Genomic DNA, 19,875 nt, shown 5'->3' with positions numbered 1-19,875 from the left:
TGATACAATGAAGTGGGACTGGATTTTCTTTGATGCCGATGAAACGCTGTTTACGTTTGACTCCTTCACCGGTTTACAGCGGATGTTCCTCGACTATAGCGTGACGTTTACCGCTGAAGATTTTCAGGACTATCAGGCCGTGAATAAACCGCTGTGGGTGGATTATCAAAACGGCGCTATCACCTCGCTACAGCTGCAGCACCAGCGTTTTGACAGCTGGGCCAGCCGCCTGAGCGTACCGCCGGGCGAGCTGAACGATGCGTTTATGAACGCCATGGCCGAGATTTGCTCGCCGCTTCCCGGTGCGGTATCGCTGCTGAATGCGCTGCAGGGCAAGGTGAAGATGGGGATTATCACTAACGGCTTCACCGCGCTGCAGCAGATCCGTCTGGAGCGCACCGGTTTGCGCGATCACTTTGATTTATTGATTATTTCTGAAGAAGTTGGCGTCGCAAAACCGGATGCGCGGATCTTTGATTACGCGCTGGCGCAGGCGGGCGTTGCGGATCGTTCCCGCGTGCTGATGGTGGGAGACACCGCAGAGTCTGATATCCGCGGCGGCGTCAACGCCGGCCTCGCGACCTGCTGGCTCAACGCCCATCAGCGCGAGCTGCCTGCGGATCTCCGTCCGGACTGGACGGTAACCTCGTTAAGCGAACTGGAGCAGCTCCTGTGTAAACACTGATTGCCTCCCCCCCGTTGATGGGTAAAATAGCCGCAATTTTTCGTATTTAACATGCGTGGCCGGTTGCCGCGTTTACTAAGAAGATTCAATTATGACGTTGTCTCCTTATCTGCAAGAGGTGGCGAAGCGCCGCACTTTTGCCATTATTTCTCACCCGGATGCCGGTAAAACTACCATCACCGAAAAGGTGCTGCTGTTCGGACAGGCGATTCAAACCGCCGGTACCGTTAAGGGCCGCGGCTCCAGCCAGCACGCCAAGTCGGACTGGATGGAGATGGAAAAGCAGCGCGGTATCTCTATTACCACCTCGGTGATGCAGTTCCCGTATCACGGTAGCCTGGTTAACCTGCTCGATACCCCGGGCCACGAAGACTTCTCCGAAGATACCTATCGTACGCTGACGGCGGTGGACTGCTGCCTGATGGTGATCGATGCGGCTAAAGGCGTCGAAGATCGTACCCGTAAGCTGATGGAAGTCACTCGTCTGCGCGACACGCCGATCCTGACGTTTATGAACAAGCTCGACCGCGATATTCGCGATCCGATGGAGCTGCTGGACGAAGTTGAAAACGAGCTGCGCATCGCCTGCGCGCCGATCACCTGGCCGATTGGCTGCGGGAAGCTGTTTAAGGGCGTGTATCATCTCTATAAAGATGAAACGTATCTCTATCAGACCGGTAAGGGCCATACCATTCAGGAAGTCCGCATTGTTAAGGGCCTGAACAACCCGGATCTCGACAGCGCGGTCGGTGAAGACCTCGCGCAGCAGCTGCGCGATGAGCTGGAGCTGGTGCAGGGCGCCTCTAACGAATTTGATAAAGATCTGTTCCTCTCAGGGGAGATCACCCCGGTCTTCTTCGGAACGGCTTTAGGCAACTTCGGCGTCGATCATATGCTGGATGGTCTGGTGGAGTGGGCGCCAGCGCCGATGCCGCGTAAGACCGATACGCGCGAAGTTCGCGCGGAAGAGGAGAAGTTCAGCGGCTTTGTGTTTAAAATTCAGGCCAACATGGACCCGAAACACCGCGACCGCGTCGCCTTTATGCGCGTGGTTTCCGGTCAGTACGAAAAGGGCATGAAGCTGCGCCAGGTGCGTATTGGCAAAGACGTGGTGATTTCCGATGCGCTAACCTTTATGGCCGGCGACCGCTCGCACGTTGAAGAAGCGTACCCTGGCGATATTATCGGCTTACATAACCACGGCACCATTCAGATCGGCGATACCTTTACCCAGGGCGAGATGATGAAGTTCACCGGCATTCCGAACTTCGCGCCGGAGCTGTTCCGTCGGATTCGCCTGAAGGATCCGCTGAAGCAGAAACAGTCTGCTTAAAGGGCTGGTTCAGCTCTCTGAAGAGGGCGCGGTACAGGTCTTCCGTCCAATCGCCAATAACGATCTGATCGTTGGGGCCGTTGGGGTGCTGCAGTTTGACGTGGTGGTTGCGCGCCTGAAGAGCGAATATAACGTGGAAGCGATTTACGAATCGGTAAACGTGGCGACCGCTCGCTGGGTCGAATCGACCGACGTAAAAAAATTCGAAGAATTTAAGCGTAAAAACGAAATTCAGCTGGCCCTCGATGGCGGCGATAATTTGACCTATATCGCCCCGACGATGGTAAACCTCAACCTGACTCAGGAGCGTTATCCTGAGGTCATGTTCCGTAAAACACGCGAGCACTAATCCCTTCTGGAGCGCGGCTTTAGCCGCGCTCTACTCGATTTCCCCGCCGTTCCCGCCGCTAAAGAAAGTTCTTAAATTTTTCCGTTCTCTCATTTTTTTATGCATATTTCTCTCTCTCCTTGCGACCGTCTACTATATTTAATAAGCAATTTTCAAAATTCTGGCTTAATAAACTACTTATTTGGCTTTAGCGATATAGAAATAACGAGGAGATCACCATGACAAGACTAAAGAATACCAGCGCGTTGCTGGCGCTCTTCTTAGGCTCGGCCATGATCAGCGCCTCGGCATATGCGGACAACTCAACGACGGACAGCGCAAAGTCCGTTGCTAACAGCGCCGGGCAGGCTGTCGATAGCTCGATGAATAAAGTCGGCGACTTTATGGACGACAGCACGATTACCGCCAGAGTCAAGGCGGCGCTGATCGATGATAAAAGCATCCGCAGTACGGATATTTCGGTGAAAACCGAGAATAAAGCGGTCACCCTGAGCGGCTCGGTAGAGAGCCTCCGCGCAGAAAGAGCTGGCGGTCAAGCTCGCGAAAGAGGTTAAGGGCGTCTCGACGGTTAACGATAAGCTGAGCGTGGTCAACGAGCCGTCCGCAAGCCTGAAGGGCTACGCTGGCGATACGGCGATCACCAGCGAAATTAAAGCTAAGCTGCTGGCCGATGACATTGTCCCTTCGCGCAAGGTGACGGTTGAAACCCGCGCCGGTACCGTGCATCTCTCCGGGACGGTGGCGTCTCGTCAGCAGGCGGAGCGCGCCGCCGGGATCGCGAAAGCCGTGACTGGCGTAAAAACCGTGAAAAACGACCTCAAAGTTCAATAACACCGTTCACTAAACACTTTTTTTCGGCTACTGCCGTTGAATCAGAGCACGACAGGGTTGGTGCCTGCGCGACCTGAGCGCGTAGAAAAGCGACCGTTATCCACTATGGTAAGGAGAGCATTATGTTTCGATGGGGCATTATTTTTCTGGTCATCGCCTTAATTGCCGCCGCTTTAGGATTCGGTAGCCTGGCAGGTACGGCAGCCTGGGCGGCGAAAATTGTCTTTGTCGTCGGTATTATTCTGTTCCTGGTCAGCCTGTTTACCGGGCGCCGGCGCCCGTAGATGCTAAGGCCGGAACGGCTTCGGGCGTATTAAGGAAATAGTGTTTTACATAAAGCCAGTCTATATGACTGGCTTTTGCTGTATCAGGGGTATAAAAATTGCGTTACCTTGATGTTATAAAATAAGCAAAACAGGAACGCAGAGTGGGGCATCGAATTCCCGTCACGCTTGGCAATATTGCGCCATTATCGGTTAAGCCTTTTCACCCGGGCAAGCTTGGCCTGGTGTGTGAGGGGGGTGGACAAAGGGGGATCTTCACCGCCGGGGTGCTGGATGAGTTTATGCGCGCCGGATTCAACCCTTTTGACATCATGCTCGGCACCTCCGCCGGGGCGCAAAATCTGTCAGCCTATATGTGCAATCAGCAGGGCTACGCGCGCAAGGTCATCACCCGTTACACCACCTCCCGCGAGTTTTTTGACCCGATGCGCTTCGTGCGCGGCGGGAATCTTATCGACCTCGACTGGCTGGTGGGTACCACCGCGGAAAAAATGCCGCTGGCGATGAGCTATGCCGAAGAGCGGTTTGCGCAGGGCAAAGAGCTGTGGATGTGCGCCTGCCGCGGCGATGACTATACGCCAAACTACTTTTCCCCGACGCAGTCCACGTGGCTCGATCAGATCCGCGCCTCCAGCGCGATCCCCGGTTTTTATCGCAGCGGCGTGGTGCTTGACGGCATCAGCTATCTCGACGGCGGCGTCAGCGATGCGATCCCGGTGCAGGAGGCCGCAAAACGCGGCGCGCAGACGATTGTGGTGATCCGCACGGTTCCGTCGCAGATGTACTATACCCCGCAGTGGTTTAAACGTATGGAGCGCTGGCTCGGCGAAAGCAGCCTGCAGCCGTTTGTGAATCTGGTCCAGCACCATGAGGCGACCTATCGCGCGACCCAGCAGTTTATTGAGACGCCGCCGGGCAAGCTGCGGATCCTCGAAATCTACCCGCAGAAGCCGTTAAAAAGCATGGCCCTGGGGAGTCGGCTGCCGGCGCTGCTCGAGGACTATAAAACCGGGCGCCAGTGCGGCCGCTATTTTCTGGCCACGGTGGGCAAGCTGCTGGCCGATCGTCCGCCGCTGCTGCGCCATATGCCGCGTCTCGCGGTGCCTGCGCCGGTGGTGGTGCCGCCGGCTTCCGTGGCCAACGATGCGCATCAGGCAACCCTGATTAACGCCGCCCAGGCCAACGATGCCAGCTTCGATAATGAGGATCTGGCATGATGCGGCAGTTTATCGATACCCACTGCCATTTCGATTTTCCACCGTTCGCAGGTGATGAGGCGGAGAGCATCGCCCGGGCCGCGCGTGAAGGGGTGATGCAGATTATTGTCCCCGCTATCGAGGCGGATAATTTTCCCCGCGTGCTGGCCCTGGCCGAACGTTACGATGCGCTGTATGCCGCTCTGGGCCTACATCCGATAGTGATTGAGCGTCATGACGAGAGCAGCCTTCAGCGGCTTGAGACCTGCCTGCAGCAGCGTAGCGCCAGGGTGGTGGCAATAGGTGAAATTGGCCTCGATCTCTATCGTGAGGACCCGCAGTTTGAGCGCCAGCAGGCGCTGCTTGAGGCGCAGCCTGCGGCTGGCAAAGCGCTACGATCTGCCGGTGATCCTCCATTCGCGACGCACCCACGATAAGCTGGCGATGCTGCTGAAAAAGCATGCGCTGGCGCGTACCGGCGTGGTGCATGGTTTTGCCGGCAGCCTGCAGCAGGCGGAGCGTTTCGTGCAGTCAGGCTACAAAATTGGCGTTGGCGGCACCATCACCTATCCCCGCGCCAGCAAAACGCGCGAGGTCATGTCGCGGCTGCCGCTGTCGGCGCTGCTGCTGGAAACGGACGCCCCGGATATGCCGCTAAACGGTTTTCAGGGAGAGCCAAACCGTCCGGAGCAGGCGGCGCGGGTCTTTGCCGCCCTGTGCGAGCTGCGCCGGGAGCCGGCCGATGTTATCGCCCACGCTCTCCTGAGCAACACCAAAGCGTTGTTCGGCACGCTGTAAATCCTCGCTAAACGGCCCTGGCCTGTCCTCTCCGCCGCCGCGGCGGCAAAACGTACGCTACAGCCCTTTTTTTTGTGAAAATTCCATCATTTTTTAACGTTAAATAAAACATCTATTTTTCAATGGTTAGTCGTGATTTTCTCTTTCTTTAGCACAATATGTACGCGCCTTTGTCGAGTTTTGTCGCACCTGTATGTTACAATAATAACATTGTCGCGCGATGAGGAATTCTGATTATGCTTAAAGAAAACTTGTCGCTGAGATGGTGAGCATTGCTATTTTATGTGATTTGCATCTCATTATGGTTGTGCAATCTAGTAATTAGTTTTCATTAACTGTGATGGATGTCGAAGTGTGGCGGCGAGGTGATGTTACAATAGTAACAGACTCGCAAGGTGACAAACTATTCAACCGGCAATAGGCCGTTGGAGTATGAAATGACTGATTTATCTGCAAGCAGCCTGCGCGCATTGAAACTGATGGACCTGACTACCCTGAATGACGACGACACCAATGAGAAGGTGATTGCGCTGTGTCATCAGGCAAAAACGCCGGTAGGCAACACGGCCGCTATCTGTATCTACCCGCGCTTTATCCCGATTGCTCGTAAGACTTTGAATGAGCAAGGCACTCCGGATATCCATATCGCCACGGTGACCAACTTCCCGCACGGTAATGACGATATCGCTATCGCCCTGGCGGAAACCCGCGCCGCGATCGCCTACGGCGCCGATGAAGTTGACGTGGTATTCCCGTACCGCGCGCTGATTGCCGGCAACGAGCAGGTTGGATTCGACCTGGTGAAAGCCTGTAAAGAGGCCTGCGCGGCGGCTAACGTGCTGCTCAAGGTGATCATCGAAACCGGCGAGCTGAAGGAAGAGGCGCTGATCCGCAAAGCTTCCGAAATCTCCATCAAAGCGGGCGCGGATTTCATCAAAACTTCTACCGGTAAAGTGCCGGTAAACGCCACGCCGGAAAGCGCGCGCATCATGCTGGAAGTTATCCGCGATATGGGCGTACGGGAAACCGTAGGCTTTAAGCCAGCGGGCGGCGTACGCAGCGCGGAAGATGCGCAGCAGTTCCTGGCGATTGCCGATGAGCTGTTCGGCGCCGACTGGGCCGACTCGCGCCACTACCGTTTTGGCGCTTCCAGCCTGCTGGCTAGCCTGCTGAAAGCGCTGGGCCACGGCGACGGCAAGAGCGCCAGCAGCTACTAAGACGTAACGGTTGACATAACCGCATCCCGGACGAGGCGCAGCAGCGCCGACGCCGGGAGATCCCCGGCGCCGCGACGTGCGGCCGGGCTTCAGGACTTTAGCGCGGGCGCAGATATCGCCGCCCGCCGTGTTTGACCTTATTCCTCAGGGGGTTATCTTGTTCCTCGCACAAGAAATTATTCGTAAAAAACGTGATGGTCACGCGCTGAGCGATGATGAGATTCGCTTTTTCATCAACGGGATCCGCGATAACGCCGTCTCCGAAGGGCAGATAGCCGCCCTGGCGATGACCATTTTTTTCCACGATATGACTATGCCGGAACGCGTTTCGCTGACCATGGCGATGCGGGATTCAGGAACCGTTCTGAACTGGAAAAGCCTCAATCTTAACGGGCCGATCGTGGATAAGCACTCCACCGGCGGCGTGGGCGACGTCACGTCGCTGATGCTTGGCCCGATGGTCGCCGCCTGCGGCGGCTATGTGCCGATGATCTCCGGCCGCGGGCTCGGCCATACCGGCGGAACGCTCGACAAGCTGGAAGCGATCCCGGGCTTCGATATTTTCCCGGACGACGGCCGTTTCCGCGACATCATTAAGGATGTCGGCGTGGCGATCATCGGGCAGACCAGACTCGCTGGCGCCTGCCGACAAACGCTTCTACGCCACCCGCGATATTACCGCGACGGTGGACTCGATTCCGCTGATCACCGCTTCTATTCTGGCGAAAAAGCTGGCTGAAGGTCTGGATGCGCTGGTGATGGACGTGAAGGTTGGCAGCGGCGCCTTTATGCCGACCTACGAGCTCTCTGCGGCGCTGGCCGAAGCGATCGTTGGCGTCTCCAACGGCGCGGGCGTGCGTACCACCGCGCTGCTGACCGATATGAATCAGGTGCTGGCTTCCAGCGCCGGCAACGCCGTGGAAGTTCGCGAAGCGGTGCAGTTCCTGACCGGAGAATACCGCAACCCGCGCCTGTTTGACGTGACGATGGCGCTGTGCGTCGAAATGCTGATCTCCGGCAGGCTGGCCCAGGACGAGGCCGACGCGCGGGCGAAACTGCAGGCGGTGCTGGATAACGGTAAGGCGGCCGAGGTCTTTGGCCGAATGGTGGCGGCGCAGAAAGGCCCGAACGATTTCGTTGAAAACTATGATAAATATCTGCCGACCGCGATGTTGAGCAAAGCGGTCTATGCTGATGGCGAAGGGTTTATCAGCGCAATGGACACCCGGGCGCTGGGCATGGCGGTGGTGTCGATGGGCGGCGGTCGCCGCCAGGCATCCGACCCGATTGACTATAGCGTCGGCTTTACCGATATGGCCCGCCTGGGCGATAGCGTAGACGGGCAGCGGCCGCTGGCGGTGATTCATGCGAAAGATGAATCCAGCTGGCAGGACGCCGCCAAAGCCGTGAAAGCGGCAATTAAACTGGACGGTACCGCTGCGAAAGAAACGCCGACGGTCTATCGTCGCATTACCGAATAGCGGTATACTGATCTGATCGCTTTTTTGCAGCGCAAAAGGTACGGAGAATAATATGAAACGTGCATTTATTATGGTGCTGGACTCCTTCGGCATCGGTGCGACTGAAGACGCCGCTCGCTTTGGCGACGTTGGCGCAGACACCCTTGGACACATTGCTGAAGCCTGTGCCAAAGGGGAAGCTGACCATGGCCGCAAAGGCCCGCTGAATTTACCAAACCTGACCCGTCTCGGTCTGGTAAAGGCGCATGAAGGCTCTACGGGTTCCATCGCGGCGGGTATGGATGGCAATGCGGAAGTTGTCGGCGCCTTTGCGTGGGCGCACGAGCTCTCTTCCGGTAAAGATACGCCGTCTGGCCACTGGGAAATCGCCGGCGTGCCGGTGCTGTTCGACTGGGGCTACTTCCCGGAACACGAAAACAGCTTCCCGCAGGAGCTGCTGGACAAGCTGGTTAAGCGCGCAAATCTGCCGGGCTACCTCGGCAACTGCCACTCTTCAGGTACCGTCATTCTGGATCAGCTCGGCGAAGAGCATATGAAAACCGGCAAGCCGATTTTCTATACCTCCGCTGACTCGGTGTTCCAGATTGCCTGTCACGAAGAGACCTACGGTCTCGATAAGCTGTATGAGCTGTGCGAAATCGCGCGCGAAGAGCTGACCGAAGGCGGCTACAACATCGGCCGCGTGATTGCGCGTCCGTTTATCGGCGACAAGGCGGGTAACTTCCAGCGTACCGGCAACCGTCATGACCTCGCCGTTGAGCCGCCTGCCGCCACCGTGCTGCAGAAGCTGGTCGATGAGAAGGACGGTCAGGTGGTATCGGTGGGTAAAATCGCCGACATCTACGCGAACTGCGGGATCACCAAAAAAGTGAAGGCGACCGGCCTGGACGCGCTGTTTGACGCCACCGTCAAAGAGATGAAAGAAGCGGGCGATAAGACCATCGTCTTCACCAACTTTGTCGATTTCGACTCCTCCTGGGGCCACCGTCGCGATATCGCCGGCTACGCCGCGGGCCTGGAGCTGTTCGACCGCCGCCTGCCTGAGCTAATGGAGCTGGTCGGGGAGGATGACATTCTGATCCTCACCGCCGACCACGGCTGTGACCCAAGCTGGCAGGGCACCGACCATACCCGGGAACATATTCCGGTGCTGGTTTACGGTCCGAAGGTTAAACCCGGCTCGCTTGGCCACCGCGAAACCTTCGCCGACATCGGTCAGACTCTGGCGAAGTACTTCGGTACCTCTGATATGGAATATGGCAAAGCCATGTTCTGATGGATTTGGGCGGGGGCTTCCCGCCCATTATGCAGACAAAAATAAAAGGATAAAACGATGGCAACTCCACACATTAACGCCGAGATGGGTGATTTCGCTGACGTCGTGCTGATGCCGGGCGACCCGCTGCGCGCGAAGCACATTGCGGAAACCTTCCTTGAAGACGTGCGCGAAGTGAACAACGTGCGCGGCATGCTGGGCTTCACCGGGACCTACAAAGGCCGCAAAATCTCCGTTATGGGCCACGGTATGGGTATCCCATCCTGCTCCATCTACACCAAAGAGCTGATTACCGATTTCGGCGTGAAGAAAATCATTCGCGTTGGATCCTGCGGCGCGGTGCGCGCTGACGTGAAGCTGCGCGACGTGGTTATCGGTATGGGCGCCTGCACCGATTCGAAAGTGAACCGTCTGCGTTTTAAAGACCATGACTTTGCCGCTATTGCCGACTTCGGCATGGTGCGCAACGCCGTTGACGCCGCGAAAGCGCTGGGCGTTGACGCGCGCGTCGGTAACATCTTCTCCGCCGATCTGTTCTATACGCCGGATCCGTCCATGTTTGATGTGATGGAAAAATACGGCATTCTGGGCGTGGAAATGGAAGCGGCCGGTATCTACGGCGTGGCGGCGGAGTTCGGGGCAAAAGCGCTGACCATCTGCACCGTCTCTGACCACATCCGCACGCACGAGCAGACCACCGCTGCCGAGCGTCAGACCACCTTCAACGATATGATCAAAATCGCGCTGGAATCCGTTCTGCTGGGCGATAAAGAGTAAGATGAGCGGCTCTCCCCCGATGCGGGGAGGGCCGTCTTTTCCGGCTAAGGCGCGAACGCCGCGGCCGGATACCCGCCTCCCGCCATTAGCGTACCGCCCCCGCTAGCCATGCGGACAGCTCGCGTAACTCCTGTTCCTGCCCGGGGAAATCGGCCCGCAGCGCCTCGCACGCCTGCCGCAGCGCCTCGGCGCGATACGCACAGCCCTGCAGCCGCGCGGCCAGCGCTTCCAGCGGCGCCGGGTTCAGGCTGTCGGTAAATACCTGCGTGCGGGTGATATGCCCCTTTTCGACGTCGAAATGCAGCTCGACGCCTCCCCAGCGAAAGCGCTCATCCAGCAGATGAGAGAAGGCCGGCGCCTGGCCAAAATTCCACTCCCAGCTGCTCTGACGGGCGAAGGTTTCGGCAAAATTGGGCAGGTCGGGCGTTTTGTCCGGGGAAATAACTTCGGCTTCCACGCGCTCGCCGTAGTGGTTGAAAAAAGCCTCAGCAATGGCGGCGCAAACCTGACTGTGGGTGATGCCCGACAGCAGCTCCACCAGATTGGCCACCCGGCCGCGTACCGAGGTTATCCCCTTGGCCTGCAGCTTTTTTTGGTCCGGATTGAGGTAGTTGGCGAGACGGCTTAAATCGGCGTTCAACAGCAGCGTGCCGTGGTGAAAACCGCGATCCTTCGTTTCACGATACGCGGAGCCGGAGACCTTGCGATCGCCGTCGGCGGTTTTTACTACCAGATCGTTGCGCCCGGAGGCTTCCGCCGCGACGCCCAGCGCGTTGAGCGCCTCGAGGACGATACGCGTGGAGACGGTTTTATCGTACTCCGGCTTGCCCGCCATAAAGGTAAAGCAGGTGTTGCCCAGATCGTGAAAAACGGCGCCGCCGCCGCTGCTGCGGCGGGCCAGACGCACGTTATCCTCCTCCATCCGTCGGGTATTGCACTCTTTCCACGGGTTTTGCGCCCGGCCAATCACCACCGTATCGGCATTGCGCCACAGGAACAGGACTCTCTGGGTTGCCGGCATCTGGCGGAAAATAGACTCTTCAACCGCGAGGTTGAACCACGGGTCATAAGAATCGGAGAGCAGCAGGCGTAGCGTCGACATTGGCGATTTCCTTATTCATCTTTATCTTCGTCCTGTACCGGTTTATTGGCGGTGAGCAGGAAGGGCGATTGCTGCCAGCGGGTACGCTTGCCCTGCAGCAGCGTACGGGTCAGCACGACGCCGATAGCCAGCGACAGCAGCAGCATCAGGCGTAGAATGTTAGTGGTATTATCCACCTGTTTCGCCTCGGTGGCTAAGGTGTGGGTATCGAGGGTCAGGCGCAGATAGCCCAGCGGACCGTTTTTCCCCGCAATGGGTTCGACGATTTGCTGATTAAAGTAGCCGCCGGCTTTTTTGCCGTCCAGCGCCAGCCGGTCGCGCACGTCGACGCCTTCGCCGGAGCGCGCCACCAGGTCGCCCTGGTCGTCATAGACGCCGGCATCAAGAATGCGGCTGCGCTGGGTCAGCTGCTCCAGCAGCTGGCCGATGCGCTTTTCATCGGGTGTTTCGCTGCGCATCATCGGCGCCAGATTCAGCGTAACCTGCTGCGCAAGGGTGCGGGCCAGCTCTTCCAGCTGCGGGTTACGCTGCTTTTGGCTGTTCTGGCTGAACCACGAGGCGCCCTGCATCAGGGCAACGAGAAGCGCCAGACAGATCAGAACGATGACGGCGCGATGCAGTCGGAATTTCAGTTTTGCGCGTACCATATTCCACCTTTAATATTTGCAGCTTAATGTTGCCAGAAGCGCTGGTTACAAGGTAGCCTCATGCGTTATTTTCCTCGCCTGAATGAAGAGATCTGGAGCCGTAATGCCAAACAGTTTGACCTGGTGCGATCTGCCCGAAGATGTTTCCCTGTGGCCTGGATTACCGCTTTCGCTGAGCGGTGATGAGGTCATGCCGCTGGATTATCATGCCGGACGCAGCGGCTGGCTACTCTACGGCCGGGGGCTGGATAAGCGCCGTCTAACCGACTGCCAGCGCGAGCTGGGCGCGGCGCTGGTTATCGTCGCCTCCTGGGTCGTTGAGGACTATCAGGTGATTCGTCTGGCCGGCTCTCTGACCCTGCGCGCGACCCGACTGGCCCACGAGGCCGGGCTGGACGTCGCGCCGCTGGGCAAAATCCCGCACCTGCGCTCGCCGGGGCTGCTGGTGATGGATATGGACTCCACCGCTATTCAGATCGAGTGTATCGATGAAATTGCGAAGCTGGCGGGAACCGGCGAGCTGGTATCGGAAGTGACCGAGCGCGCAATGCGCGGCGAGCTGGACTTTACCGCCAGCCTGCGCCAGCGGGTGGCGACGCTGAAAGATGCCGATGCCAATATTTTGCTGCAGGTGCGCGAAGCGCTGCCGCTGATGCCGGGGCTGACCCAGCTGGTGCTGAAGCTGGAAGCGCTGGGCTGGAAGGTGGCTATCGCCTCCGGCGGCTTCACGTTCTTTGCGGAGTACCTGCGCGACAAGCTGCATCTTGACGCCGTGTTCGCCAATGAGCTGGAGATCGTGGACGGCAGGCTCACCGGCAACGTGATTGGTGATATCGTCGACGCTAAATACAAAGCCGCGACGCTGCGCAAGCTGGCGGAAAAATATGAAATTCCGTCGGCGCAAACCGTGGCTATTGGCGACGGTGCCAACGATCTGCCGATGATCAAGGCCGCGGGCCTCGGTATCGCCTATCATGCGAAACCGAAAGTGAACGAGCTTGCGGAAGTGACGATCCGCCACGCTGACCTGATGGGGGTATTCTGTATTCTCTCGGGCAGCATGAACCAAAAGTAAGAGGTTAACGTGGCGAAAGCTCCAAAACGCGCATTTGTCTGTAATGAATGTGGTGCGGATTACCCCCGCTGGCAGGGGCAGTGCAGCGCCTGTCATGCCTGGAATACCATCACCGAGGTGCGTATTGCCGCTTCGCCGCAGGTGGCGAGAAACGAACGCCTGACGGGCTATGCCGGTCATGCCGGCGTGTCGAAGGTGCAAAAGCTGTCGGAGATCAGCCTTGAGGCGCTGCCGCGCTTTTCCACCGGCTTTAAAGAGTTTGACCGCGTGCTTGGCGGCGGCGTGGTGCCGGGGAGCGCGATTCTGATTGGCGGCAGCCCGGGTGCGGGGAAATCGACGCTGCTGCTCCAGACGCTGTGCCGGCTGGCGGAAGGAATGAAAACCCTGTACGTCACCGGGGAGGAGTCGCTGCAGCAGGTGGCGATGCGCGCGCATCGTCTGGGACTGCCGACGGCCAATCTCAACATGCTCTCCGAAACCAGCATTGAGCAAATTTGCCAGATCGCCGACGAAGAGAAGCCGCAGCTGATGGTGATCGACTCGATCCAGGTGATGCATATGGCCGACGTCCAGTCCTCGCCGGGCAGCGTGGCCCAGGTGCGTGAGACCGCCGCTTATCTGACGCGGTTTGCCAAAACCCGCGACGTGGCGATTATCATGGTGGGTCACGTCACCAAAGACGGCTCGCTGGCCGGGCCGAAGGTGCTCGAACACTGTATTGACTGCTCGGTACTGCTGGATGGCGACGCCGATTCCCGCTTTCGCACCCTGCGCAGCCATAAAAACCGCTTCGGCGCGGTGAATGAGCTGGGGGTCTTCGCGATGACCGAGCAGGGGCTGCGCGAAATCAGCAACCCTTCGGCTATTTTCCTCAGCCGTGGCGATGAGGTCACTTCCGGTAGTTCGGTGATGGTGGTCTGGGAAGGCACCCGTCCGCTGCTGGTGGAGATTCAGGCGCTGGTCGATCACTCGATGATGTCCAATCCGCGCCGGGTGGCCGTGGGGCTGGAGCAGAACCGTCTGGCGATACTGCTGGCGGTGCTGCACCGTCACGGCGGCCTGCAGATGGCCGACCAGGACGTCTTCGTCAACGTCGTTGGCGGGGTGAAGGTGGCGGAAACCAGCGCCGACCTCGCGCTGCTGCTGGCGATGGTTTCAAGCCTGCGCGATCGTCCGCTGCCGCACGATCTGGTGGTGTTTGGCGAAGTGGGGCTGTCAGGCGAAATCCGCCCGGTGCCCAGCGGTCAGGAGCGCATCTCCGAGGCGGCCAAGCACGGGTTCCGTCGCGCCATCGTCCCGGCGGCCAACGTGCCGAAAAAAGTACCGGAAGGGATGCAAATCTTTGGCGTGAAAAAGCTTGCGGATGCGCTAAGCGTTTTTGACGACTTATAATTAAATATCTGTCGTCTTTCCGGCGGCAGGGGGGGCGGCGTTTGCTTGCCGCCTTTCTGCCAGCCGAAACCCAGCGGATATTTTTTCAGTATTGCTAAAGCAGGAGGCTCTTGTGTCATCGTTCGACTATCTCAAAACCGCGATTAAGCAAAAAGGCTGCACGCTGCAGCAGGTGGCTGAAGCCAGCGGGATGACCAAAGGCTATCTGAGCCAACTGCTGAATGCGAAAATTAAGAGCCCGAGCGCGCAGAAGCTGGAAGCCCTGCACCGCTTTCTCGGCCTTGAGTTCCCGCGTCGGCAGAAAAGCGTCGGCGTGGTGTTTGGTAAGTTTTACCCGCTGCATACCGGCCATATCTATTTGATCCAGCGCGCCTGCAGCCAGGTCGACGAGCTGCATATCATCATGGGCTATGACGATACCCGCGACCGCGAGCTGTTTGAAGAGAGCGCCATGTCGCAGCAGCCGACGGTGCCCGACCGCCTGCGCTGGCTGCTGCAAACGTTCAAATATCAGAAAAACATCCGCATTCACGCCTTTAATGAAGAGGGGATGGAGCCTTATCCGCACGGCTGGGACGTCTGGAGCCGCGGGATCCGCGGCTTTATGGACGAGAAGGGCATTCAGCCGAACTGGATCTATACCTCAGAAGAGTCCGATGCGCCGCAGTATCTGGAGCACCTGGGGATCGAGACGGTTCTGATCGACCCGAAGCGCACCTTTATGAGCATCAGCGGCGGCCAGATCCGTGAAAACCCGTTCCGCTACTGGGAATATATTCCCACCGAAGTGAAGCCGTTTTTCGTGCGTACGGTGGCGATTCTGGGCGGCGAGTCGAGCGGTAAATCGACGTTGGTCAATAAGCTGTCCAATATCTTTAATACCACCAGCGCCTGGGAGTACGGCCGGGACTATGTCTTTTCGCATCTGGGCGGCGACGAGATGGCGCTGCAGTATTCTGACTATGACAAAATTGCGCTTGGTCATGCTCAGTACATTGATTTTGCTGTTAAATATGCCAACAAGGTGGCGTTTATCGATACCGATTTCGTCAGTACTCAGGCGTTCTGTCTGAAGTATGAAGGCCGCGAGCATCCCTTCGTCCAGGCGCTGATTGACGAGTACCGTTTCGACCTGGTTATCCTGCTGGAGAACAATACGCCGTGGGTGGCCGACGGTTTGCGTAGCCTGGGAAGCTCGGTGGATCGTACGGAGTTCCAGACCCTGCTGGTGTCGTTGCTGAAAGAGAACGAAATAGACTTCGTGCACGTGAAAGAGGCGGACTACGATACGCGCTTTCTGCGCTGCGTCGAGCTGGTGAAGCAGCTGATGGGTGAGCCGGGCTAACGACCGTGATGGCGTGGGAGAGAAAAACGGGTGGCCTGGGCCACCCGTTTTTTATTACTCGTGCTTATTACTTGGCGATACGTTTGTACTTGATACGCTTCGGCTCCAGCGCATCGGCGCCGAGGGTGCGTTTCTTGTACTCTTCGTATTCGGTAAAGTTGCCTTCGAAGAACTCCACCTTACCTTCATCCTGGTAGTCCAGAATGTGGGTCGCGACGCGGTCAAGGAACCAGCGGTCGTGCGAGATAACCATCGCGCAGCCCGGGAACTCCAGCAGGGCGTTTTCTAACGCGCGCAGGGTTTCGATATCCAGGTCGTTGGTTGGTTCATCGAGCAGCAGCACGTTACCGCCAACCTGCAGCAGTTTCGCTAGGTGCAGACGACCGCGCTCGCCGCCGGAGAGCTCGCCGACGCGTTTGCCCTGATCGACGCCTTTGAAGTTAAAGCGGCCAACGTAGGCGCGGCTTGGCATCTCGGTGTTGCCGATCTTCATGATATCCAGCCCGCCGGAGACCTCTTCCCACACGGTTTTGCTGTTATCCATGGCGTCACGGAACTGATCGACGGAGGCCAGCTTGACGGTCTCACCCAGGGTGATAGTACCGGCATCAGGCTGTTCCTGGCCGGACATCATGCGGAACAGGGTGGATTTACCCGCGCCGTTTGGCCCGATGATCCCGACGATGGCGCCTTTCGGTACCGAGAAGCTCAGGTCGTCGATCAGCAGGCGATCGCCGTAGGATTTACGCAGGTTGCTAACCTCAACGACCTTATCCCCGAGACGGGCTCCAGGCGGAATAAACAGTTCGTTGGTTTCGTTACGTTTCTGGTATTCAACGCTGTTAAGCTCTTCGAAGCGCGCCAGACGGGCTTTGCCCTTGGACTGACGGCCTTTGGCGCCCTGGCGGACCCACTCCAGCTCTTTCTCAATCGACTTGCGACGAGCCGCTTCCTGGGAAGCTTCCTGGGCCAGACGCTGATCTTTCTGCTCCAGCCAGGAGGAGTAGTTGCCTTCCCACGGAATGCCTTCGCCGCGGTCGAGCTCGAGGATCCAGCCGGCGACGTTATCAAGGAAGTAACGGTCGTGGGTAATGGCCACAACGGTGCCTTCGAAGTCGTGCAGGAAGCGTTCCAGCCAGGCCACGGATTCGGCATCCAGGTGGTTGGTCGGTTCGTCGAGCAGCAGCATGTCCGGCTTTTCCAGCAGCAGGCGGCACAGCGCCACGCGGCGGCGTTCACCACCGGAGAGGTTGGCGATTTTGGCATCCCAGTCCGGCAGGCGCAGGGCGTCGGCCGCGCGCTCGAGCTGCACGTTCAGGTTATGGCCGTCGTGCGCCTGAATAATCTCCTCAAACTTGCCCTGCTGGGCGGCGAGCTTATCGAAGTCGGCGTCCGGCTCGGCGTACTTCGCGTACACCTCATCGAGGCCTTTCAGCGCGTTAACCACTTCGGCAACCGCTTCTTCCACGGACTCGCGAACGGTCTGCTCTGGATTAAGCTTCGGCTCCTGCGGCAGGTAGCCAATCTTAAGGCCCGGCTGCGGGCGGGCTTCGCCTTCGATATCGGTATCGATACCGGCCATAATGCGCAGCAGGGTGGACTTACCGGCGCCGTTCAGGCCGAGAACGCCGATCTTCGCCCCAGGGAAGAAGCTCAGGGAGATATTTTTCAAAATATGACGCTTCGGCGGAACCACTTTGCCGACACGATGCATGGTATAAACGAATTGAGCCACGTTGGACTTCGCCTCTTTTATATACTCTTCACCCTTCAGGCTGCCTCAGCCGGAATGATTTTGAGTAGGGTAGTGAATAGTTTTCAAAGGCGAAGTGTAGCCTTTTTCGCGCTTTAATCCCAGAGAGGCGATGGGATTCACAGAAGAGTAAAAAAATGTTCAGGACGTGGCGCGTTTGGCGTTGTCTGGTTAGCATATCTAAAGCGATACCGGAATACTTTAAAAGCGGCACGATGCTGCTCTGATGGACTGAAATAGGGGAATAGCTTGTGGAAAAGGCCAAAACTACGGCATGGCGCCTTCTGGCTGCCGGCGTAAGTCTGCTGACGCTTAGCCAGCTGGCGCATGCGGATTCACTGGATGAACAGCGCAGCCGCTATGCCCAAATTAAGCAGGCATGGGACGCCCGGCAGATGGCGGTCGTCGATGAGCTGATGCCCACGCTGTCGACCTATCCGTTATATCCATATCTCCAGTACCGGCAGATAACCGATGACCTGATGAACCAGCCGGCGCTGGTGGTGAAAAATTTCATTGAGGCTAACCCCACGCTTCCGCCCGCCCGCTCCCTGAAATCGCGCTTCGTCAATGAGCTTGCCCGCCGCAGCGACTGGCAGGGCCTGCTGGCGTTTAGCCCCGACAAGCCGGCCAGCACCGAGGCGCAGTGTAACTATTACTATGCGAAGCTGAGCGTAGGCCAGGCGCAGGAGGCCTGGGAGGGCGCAAAAACGCTGTGGCTCACCGGTAAAAGCCAGCCCAACGCCTGCGATGCGCTGTTTAGCGCCTGGCGCGCTTCCGGCCAGCAGGACCCGCTGGCCTGGCTCGAACGCATCCGTCTGGCGATGAAGGCGGGCAACACCAGCCTCGTGAGATCGCTGGCGCAGCAGATGCCGCCTGAATATCAGACCATCTCTTCGGCGATTGTGGCGCTGGCCAACGACCCGAATAGCGTGATGAACTTTGCCCGCACCACCGGAGCCACCGACTTCACCCGCCAGATGGCGGCGGTGGCCTTTGAGAGCGTGGCGCGTCAGGACGTTGAAAACGCCCGGCTGATGATCCCGTCGCTGGTCCAGGCGCAGCAGCTCAATGACGATCAAACCCAGGCGCTGCGGGATATCGTGGCCTGGCGCCTGATGGGCAGCGACGTTACCGACGAGCAGGCGGTCTGGCGCGATGACGCCATTATGCGCTCGCAGTCCACGCCGCTGGTGGAACGTCGCGTGCGCATGGCGCTGGGGACCGGCGATCGCCACGGCCTGAACACCTGGCTGGCGCGCCTGCCGATGGAGGCCAAAGAGAAAGACGAGTGGCGCTACTGGCAGGCGGATTTGCTGCTGGAGCGCGGGCGTGACGATGAAGCGAAAGCCATCCTCCATTCGCTGATGCAGCAGCGCGGTTTCTACCCGATGATCGCCGCCCAGCGGCTGGGCGAAGCGTTCACCTTCCGCATCGATAAGGCGCCAGCCACCCTCGATTCGGCGCTGACCTCGGGGCCGGAAATGGCCAGGGTACGCGAGCTGATGTACTGGAATATGGATAACACCGCGCGCAGCGAGTGGGCCAACCTGGTAACCAGCCGGACCAAAGATCAGCAGGCGCAGGCTGGCGCGCTATGCCTTCAACCAGCACTGGTGGGATCTTAGCGTGCAGGCGACGATCGCCGGGAAGCTGTGGGATCAGCTGGAAGAGCGCTTCCCGCTGGCCTGGAACGATCTTTTCTCCCGCTACATCAGCGGTAAGGATATTACGCAAAGCTACGCCATGGCGATTGCCCGTCAGGAGAGCGCCTGGAACCCGAAGGTCCGCTCGCCGGTTGGCGCCAGCGGCCTGATGCAGATTATGCCGGGCACCGCCAGTCATACGGTTGGCATGTTTAATATTGCCGGCTACGGCGGCCCGTCGCAGCTGCTGGATCCGGAAACCAATATCAATATTGGCACCAGCTATCTGCAGTACGTTTATCAGCAGTTCGGCAATAACCGCATTTACGCCTCCGCAGCCTATAACGCCGGGCCTGGACGGGTGCGTACCTGGCGGAGTAATAGCGCCGGGCGGATCGACGCGGTGGCGTTTATCGAGAGCATTCCGTTCTCGGAAACGCGCGGCTACGTGAAGAACGTGCTCTCCTATGACGCTTACTATCGCTACTTCATGGGCGAGAAAGCGGGAATGCTCAGCGATGCGGAGTGGCAGCAGCGTTACTAGCGCCGGCGGCCTGCGGGCGGCATAGCATTTTGCTATGCCGCCCGAAATCGATAGAGTATTGACCGGAGTATGCTATGCTTTGTACTCGTTAATGAGTACATACGCCCGACAGTTCGAACCGTCGGCCTTAACATGGCGGCGCAA

General features: G+C 58.3%; 12 protein-coding genes and 5 pseudogenes. 14 read left to right on the top strand and 3 right to left on the bottom strand.

What is annotated here, in order from left to right; translation table 11 throughout:
- Positions 1-7: 7 nt before the first annotated feature.
- The 10 genes and pseudogenes from yjjG to deoD all read left to right on the top strand — a co-directional run bounded on the left by yjjG (position 8) and on the right by deoD (position 10,227).
- Positions 8-685 carry a pyrimidine 5'-nucleotidase gene (gene yjjG, locus ABOC21_RS21120; RefSeq protein WP_426813158.1) on the top strand — a complete coding sequence of 226 codons (678 nt, stop codon included), beginning with the start codon at positions 8-10 and terminating at the stop codon, positions 683-685.
- Between the two features lie 91 nt (positions 686-776).
- Positions 777-2,367, top strand: a pseudogene (prfC, locus tag ABOC21_RS21115) (peptide chain release factor 3).
- Between the two features lie 218 nt (positions 2,368-2,585).
- Positions 2,586-3,198: pseudogene (gene osmY / locus ABOC21_RS21110) on the top strand (molecular chaperone OsmY).
- 122 nt (positions 3,199-3,320) lie between these two features.
- Positions 3,321-3,482: a DUF1328 domain-containing protein gene (locus tag ABOC21_RS21105; RefSeq protein WP_004857650.1), complete on the top strand. Its 162-nt coding sequence runs from the start codon at positions 3,321-3,323 to the stop codon at positions 3,480-3,482.
- Positions 3,483-3,625: 143 nt separating this feature from the next.
- Positions 3,626-4,699, top strand: a complete 1,074-nt coding sequence (locus tag ABOC21_RS21100) for a patatin-like phospholipase family protein (protein WP_426813157.1) — start codon at positions 3,626-3,628, stop codon at positions 4,697-4,699.
- Positions 4,696-5,476 (top strand): annotated as a pseudogene (locus ABOC21_RS21095) (metal-dependent hydrolase). Before ABOC21_RS21100 ends, ABOC21_RS21095 begins: the two are co-directional and overlap by 4 nt.
- Before the next feature lie 437 nt (positions 5,477-5,913).
- Positions 5,914-6,693 (top strand): deoxyribose-phosphate aldolase, encoded by a 780-nt coding sequence (gene deoC, locus ABOC21_RS21090; protein WP_426813156.1) that lies wholly within the window; start codon positions 5,914-5,916, stop codon positions 6,691-6,693.
- Positions 6,694-6,850: 157 nt separating this feature from the next.
- Positions 6,851-8,174: pseudogene (gene deoA / locus ABOC21_RS21085) on the top strand (thymidine phosphorylase).
- Positions 8,175-8,226: 52 nt separating this feature from the next.
- Positions 8,227-9,450, top strand: coding sequence for a phosphopentomutase (gene deoB / locus ABOC21_RS21080; RefSeq protein ID WP_426813155.1), 1,224 nt, complete (start codon positions 8,227-8,229; stop codon positions 9,448-9,450).
- A gap of 57 nt (positions 9,451-9,507) precedes the next feature.
- Positions 9,508-10,227: a purine-nucleoside phosphorylase gene (deoD, locus tag ABOC21_RS21075; RefSeq protein WP_004857662.1), complete on the top strand. Its 720-nt coding sequence runs from the start codon at positions 9,508-9,510 to the stop codon at positions 10,225-10,227.
- A gap of 85 nt (positions 10,228-10,312) precedes the next feature.
- Here deoD and lplA read toward each other — a convergent pair whose 3' ends face one another.
- The gene (gene lplA, locus ABOC21_RS21070) at positions 10,313-11,329 is read right to left on the bottom strand and encodes a lipoate--protein ligase LplA (protein ID WP_426813154.1); all 1,017 of its coding nucleotides are present in this window, start codon (positions 11,327-11,329) and stop codon (positions 10,313-10,315) included.
- An 11-nt stretch (positions 11,330-11,340) separates the two neighbouring features.
- Positions 11,341-11,976, bottom strand: coding sequence for a YtjB family periplasmic protein (locus ABOC21_RS21065; protein WP_132729992.1), 636 nt, complete (start codon positions 11,974-11,976; stop codon positions 11,341-11,343).
- Positions 11,977-12,079: 103 nt separating this feature from the next.
- On the opposite strand from ABOC21_RS21065, the gene serB reads away from it, so the two are divergent.
- The 3 genes from serB to nadR all read left to right on the top strand — a co-directional run bounded on the left by serB (position 12,080) and on the right by nadR (position 15,788).
- On the top strand, positions 12,080-13,051 hold the full coding sequence (gene serB, locus ABOC21_RS21060) for a phosphoserine phosphatase (RefSeq protein ID WP_426813153.1): 972 nt from the start codon (positions 12,080-12,082) through the stop codon (positions 13,049-13,051).
- A gap of 9 nt (positions 13,052-13,060) precedes the next feature.
- Entirely contained in the window at positions 13,061-14,443 is a 1,383-nt protein-coding gene (radA, locus tag ABOC21_RS21055; RefSeq protein ID WP_426813152.1) for a DNA repair protein RadA, read from the top strand.
- A 112-nt stretch (positions 14,444-14,555) separates the two neighbouring features.
- Positions 14,556-15,788 carry a multifunctional transcriptional regulator/nicotinamide-nucleotide adenylyltransferase/ribosylnicotinamide kinase NadR gene (nadR, locus tag ABOC21_RS21050; RefSeq protein WP_426813151.1) on the top strand — a complete coding sequence of 411 codons (1,233 nt, stop codon included), beginning with the start codon at positions 14,556-14,558 and terminating at the stop codon, positions 15,786-15,788.
- Positions 15,789-15,855: 67 nt separating this feature from the next.
- Here nadR and ettA read toward each other — a convergent pair whose 3' ends face one another.
- Complete coding sequence (gene ettA / locus ABOC21_RS21045) at positions 15,856-17,523, bottom strand: energy-dependent translational throttle protein EttA (protein WP_426813150.1); 1,668 nt, start codon at positions 17,521-17,523, stop codon at positions 15,856-15,858.
- Between the two features lie 269 nt (positions 17,524-17,792).
- Between ettA and sltY the strand changes: the two are divergent.
- Positions 17,793-19,731: pseudogene (gene sltY / locus ABOC21_RS21040) on the top strand (murein transglycosylase).
- Positions 19,732-19,875 lie beyond the last annotated feature (144 nt).

The organism is Klebsiella sp. WOUb02, assembly GCF_050058015.1.
Lineage (GTDB): Bacteria > Pseudomonadota > Gammaproteobacteria > Enterobacterales > Enterobacteriaceae > Klebsiella.
The sequence above is the reverse complement of the archived record's forward strand: the minus strand, read 5'-3'. Positions and strand labels throughout refer to the sequence as shown.

Bases quoted from the DNA above. Each gene is read 5' to 3' on its own strand.
- yjjG (WP_426813158.1), top strand. From the start codon at position 8: ATGAAGTGGGACTGGATTTTCTTTGATGCCGATGAAACGCTGTTTACG.
- ABOC21_RS21105 (WP_004857650.1), top strand. From the start codon at position 3,321: ATGTTTCGATGGGGCATTATTTTTCTGGTCATCGCCTTAATTGCCGCC.
- deoC (WP_426813156.1), top strand. From the start codon at position 5,914: ATGACTGATTTATCTGCAAGCAGCCTGCGCGCATTGAAACTGATGGAC.
- deoB (WP_426813155.1), top strand. From the start codon at position 8,227: ATGAAACGTGCATTTATTATGGTGCTGGACTCCTTCGGCATCGGTGCG.
- deoD (WP_004857662.1), top strand. From the start codon at position 9,508: ATGGCAACTCCACACATTAACGCCGAGATGGGTGATTTCGCTGACGTC.
- lplA (WP_426813154.1), bottom strand. From the start codon at position 11,329: ATGTCGACGCTACGCCTGCTGCTCTCCGATTCTTATGACCCGTGGTTC.
- ABOC21_RS21065 (WP_132729992.1), bottom strand. From the start codon at position 11,976: ATGGTACGCGCAAAACTGAAATTCCGACTGCATCGCGCCGTCATCGTT.
- serB (WP_426813153.1), top strand. From the start codon at position 12,080: ATGCCAAACAGTTTGACCTGGTGCGATCTGCCCGAAGATGTTTCCCTG.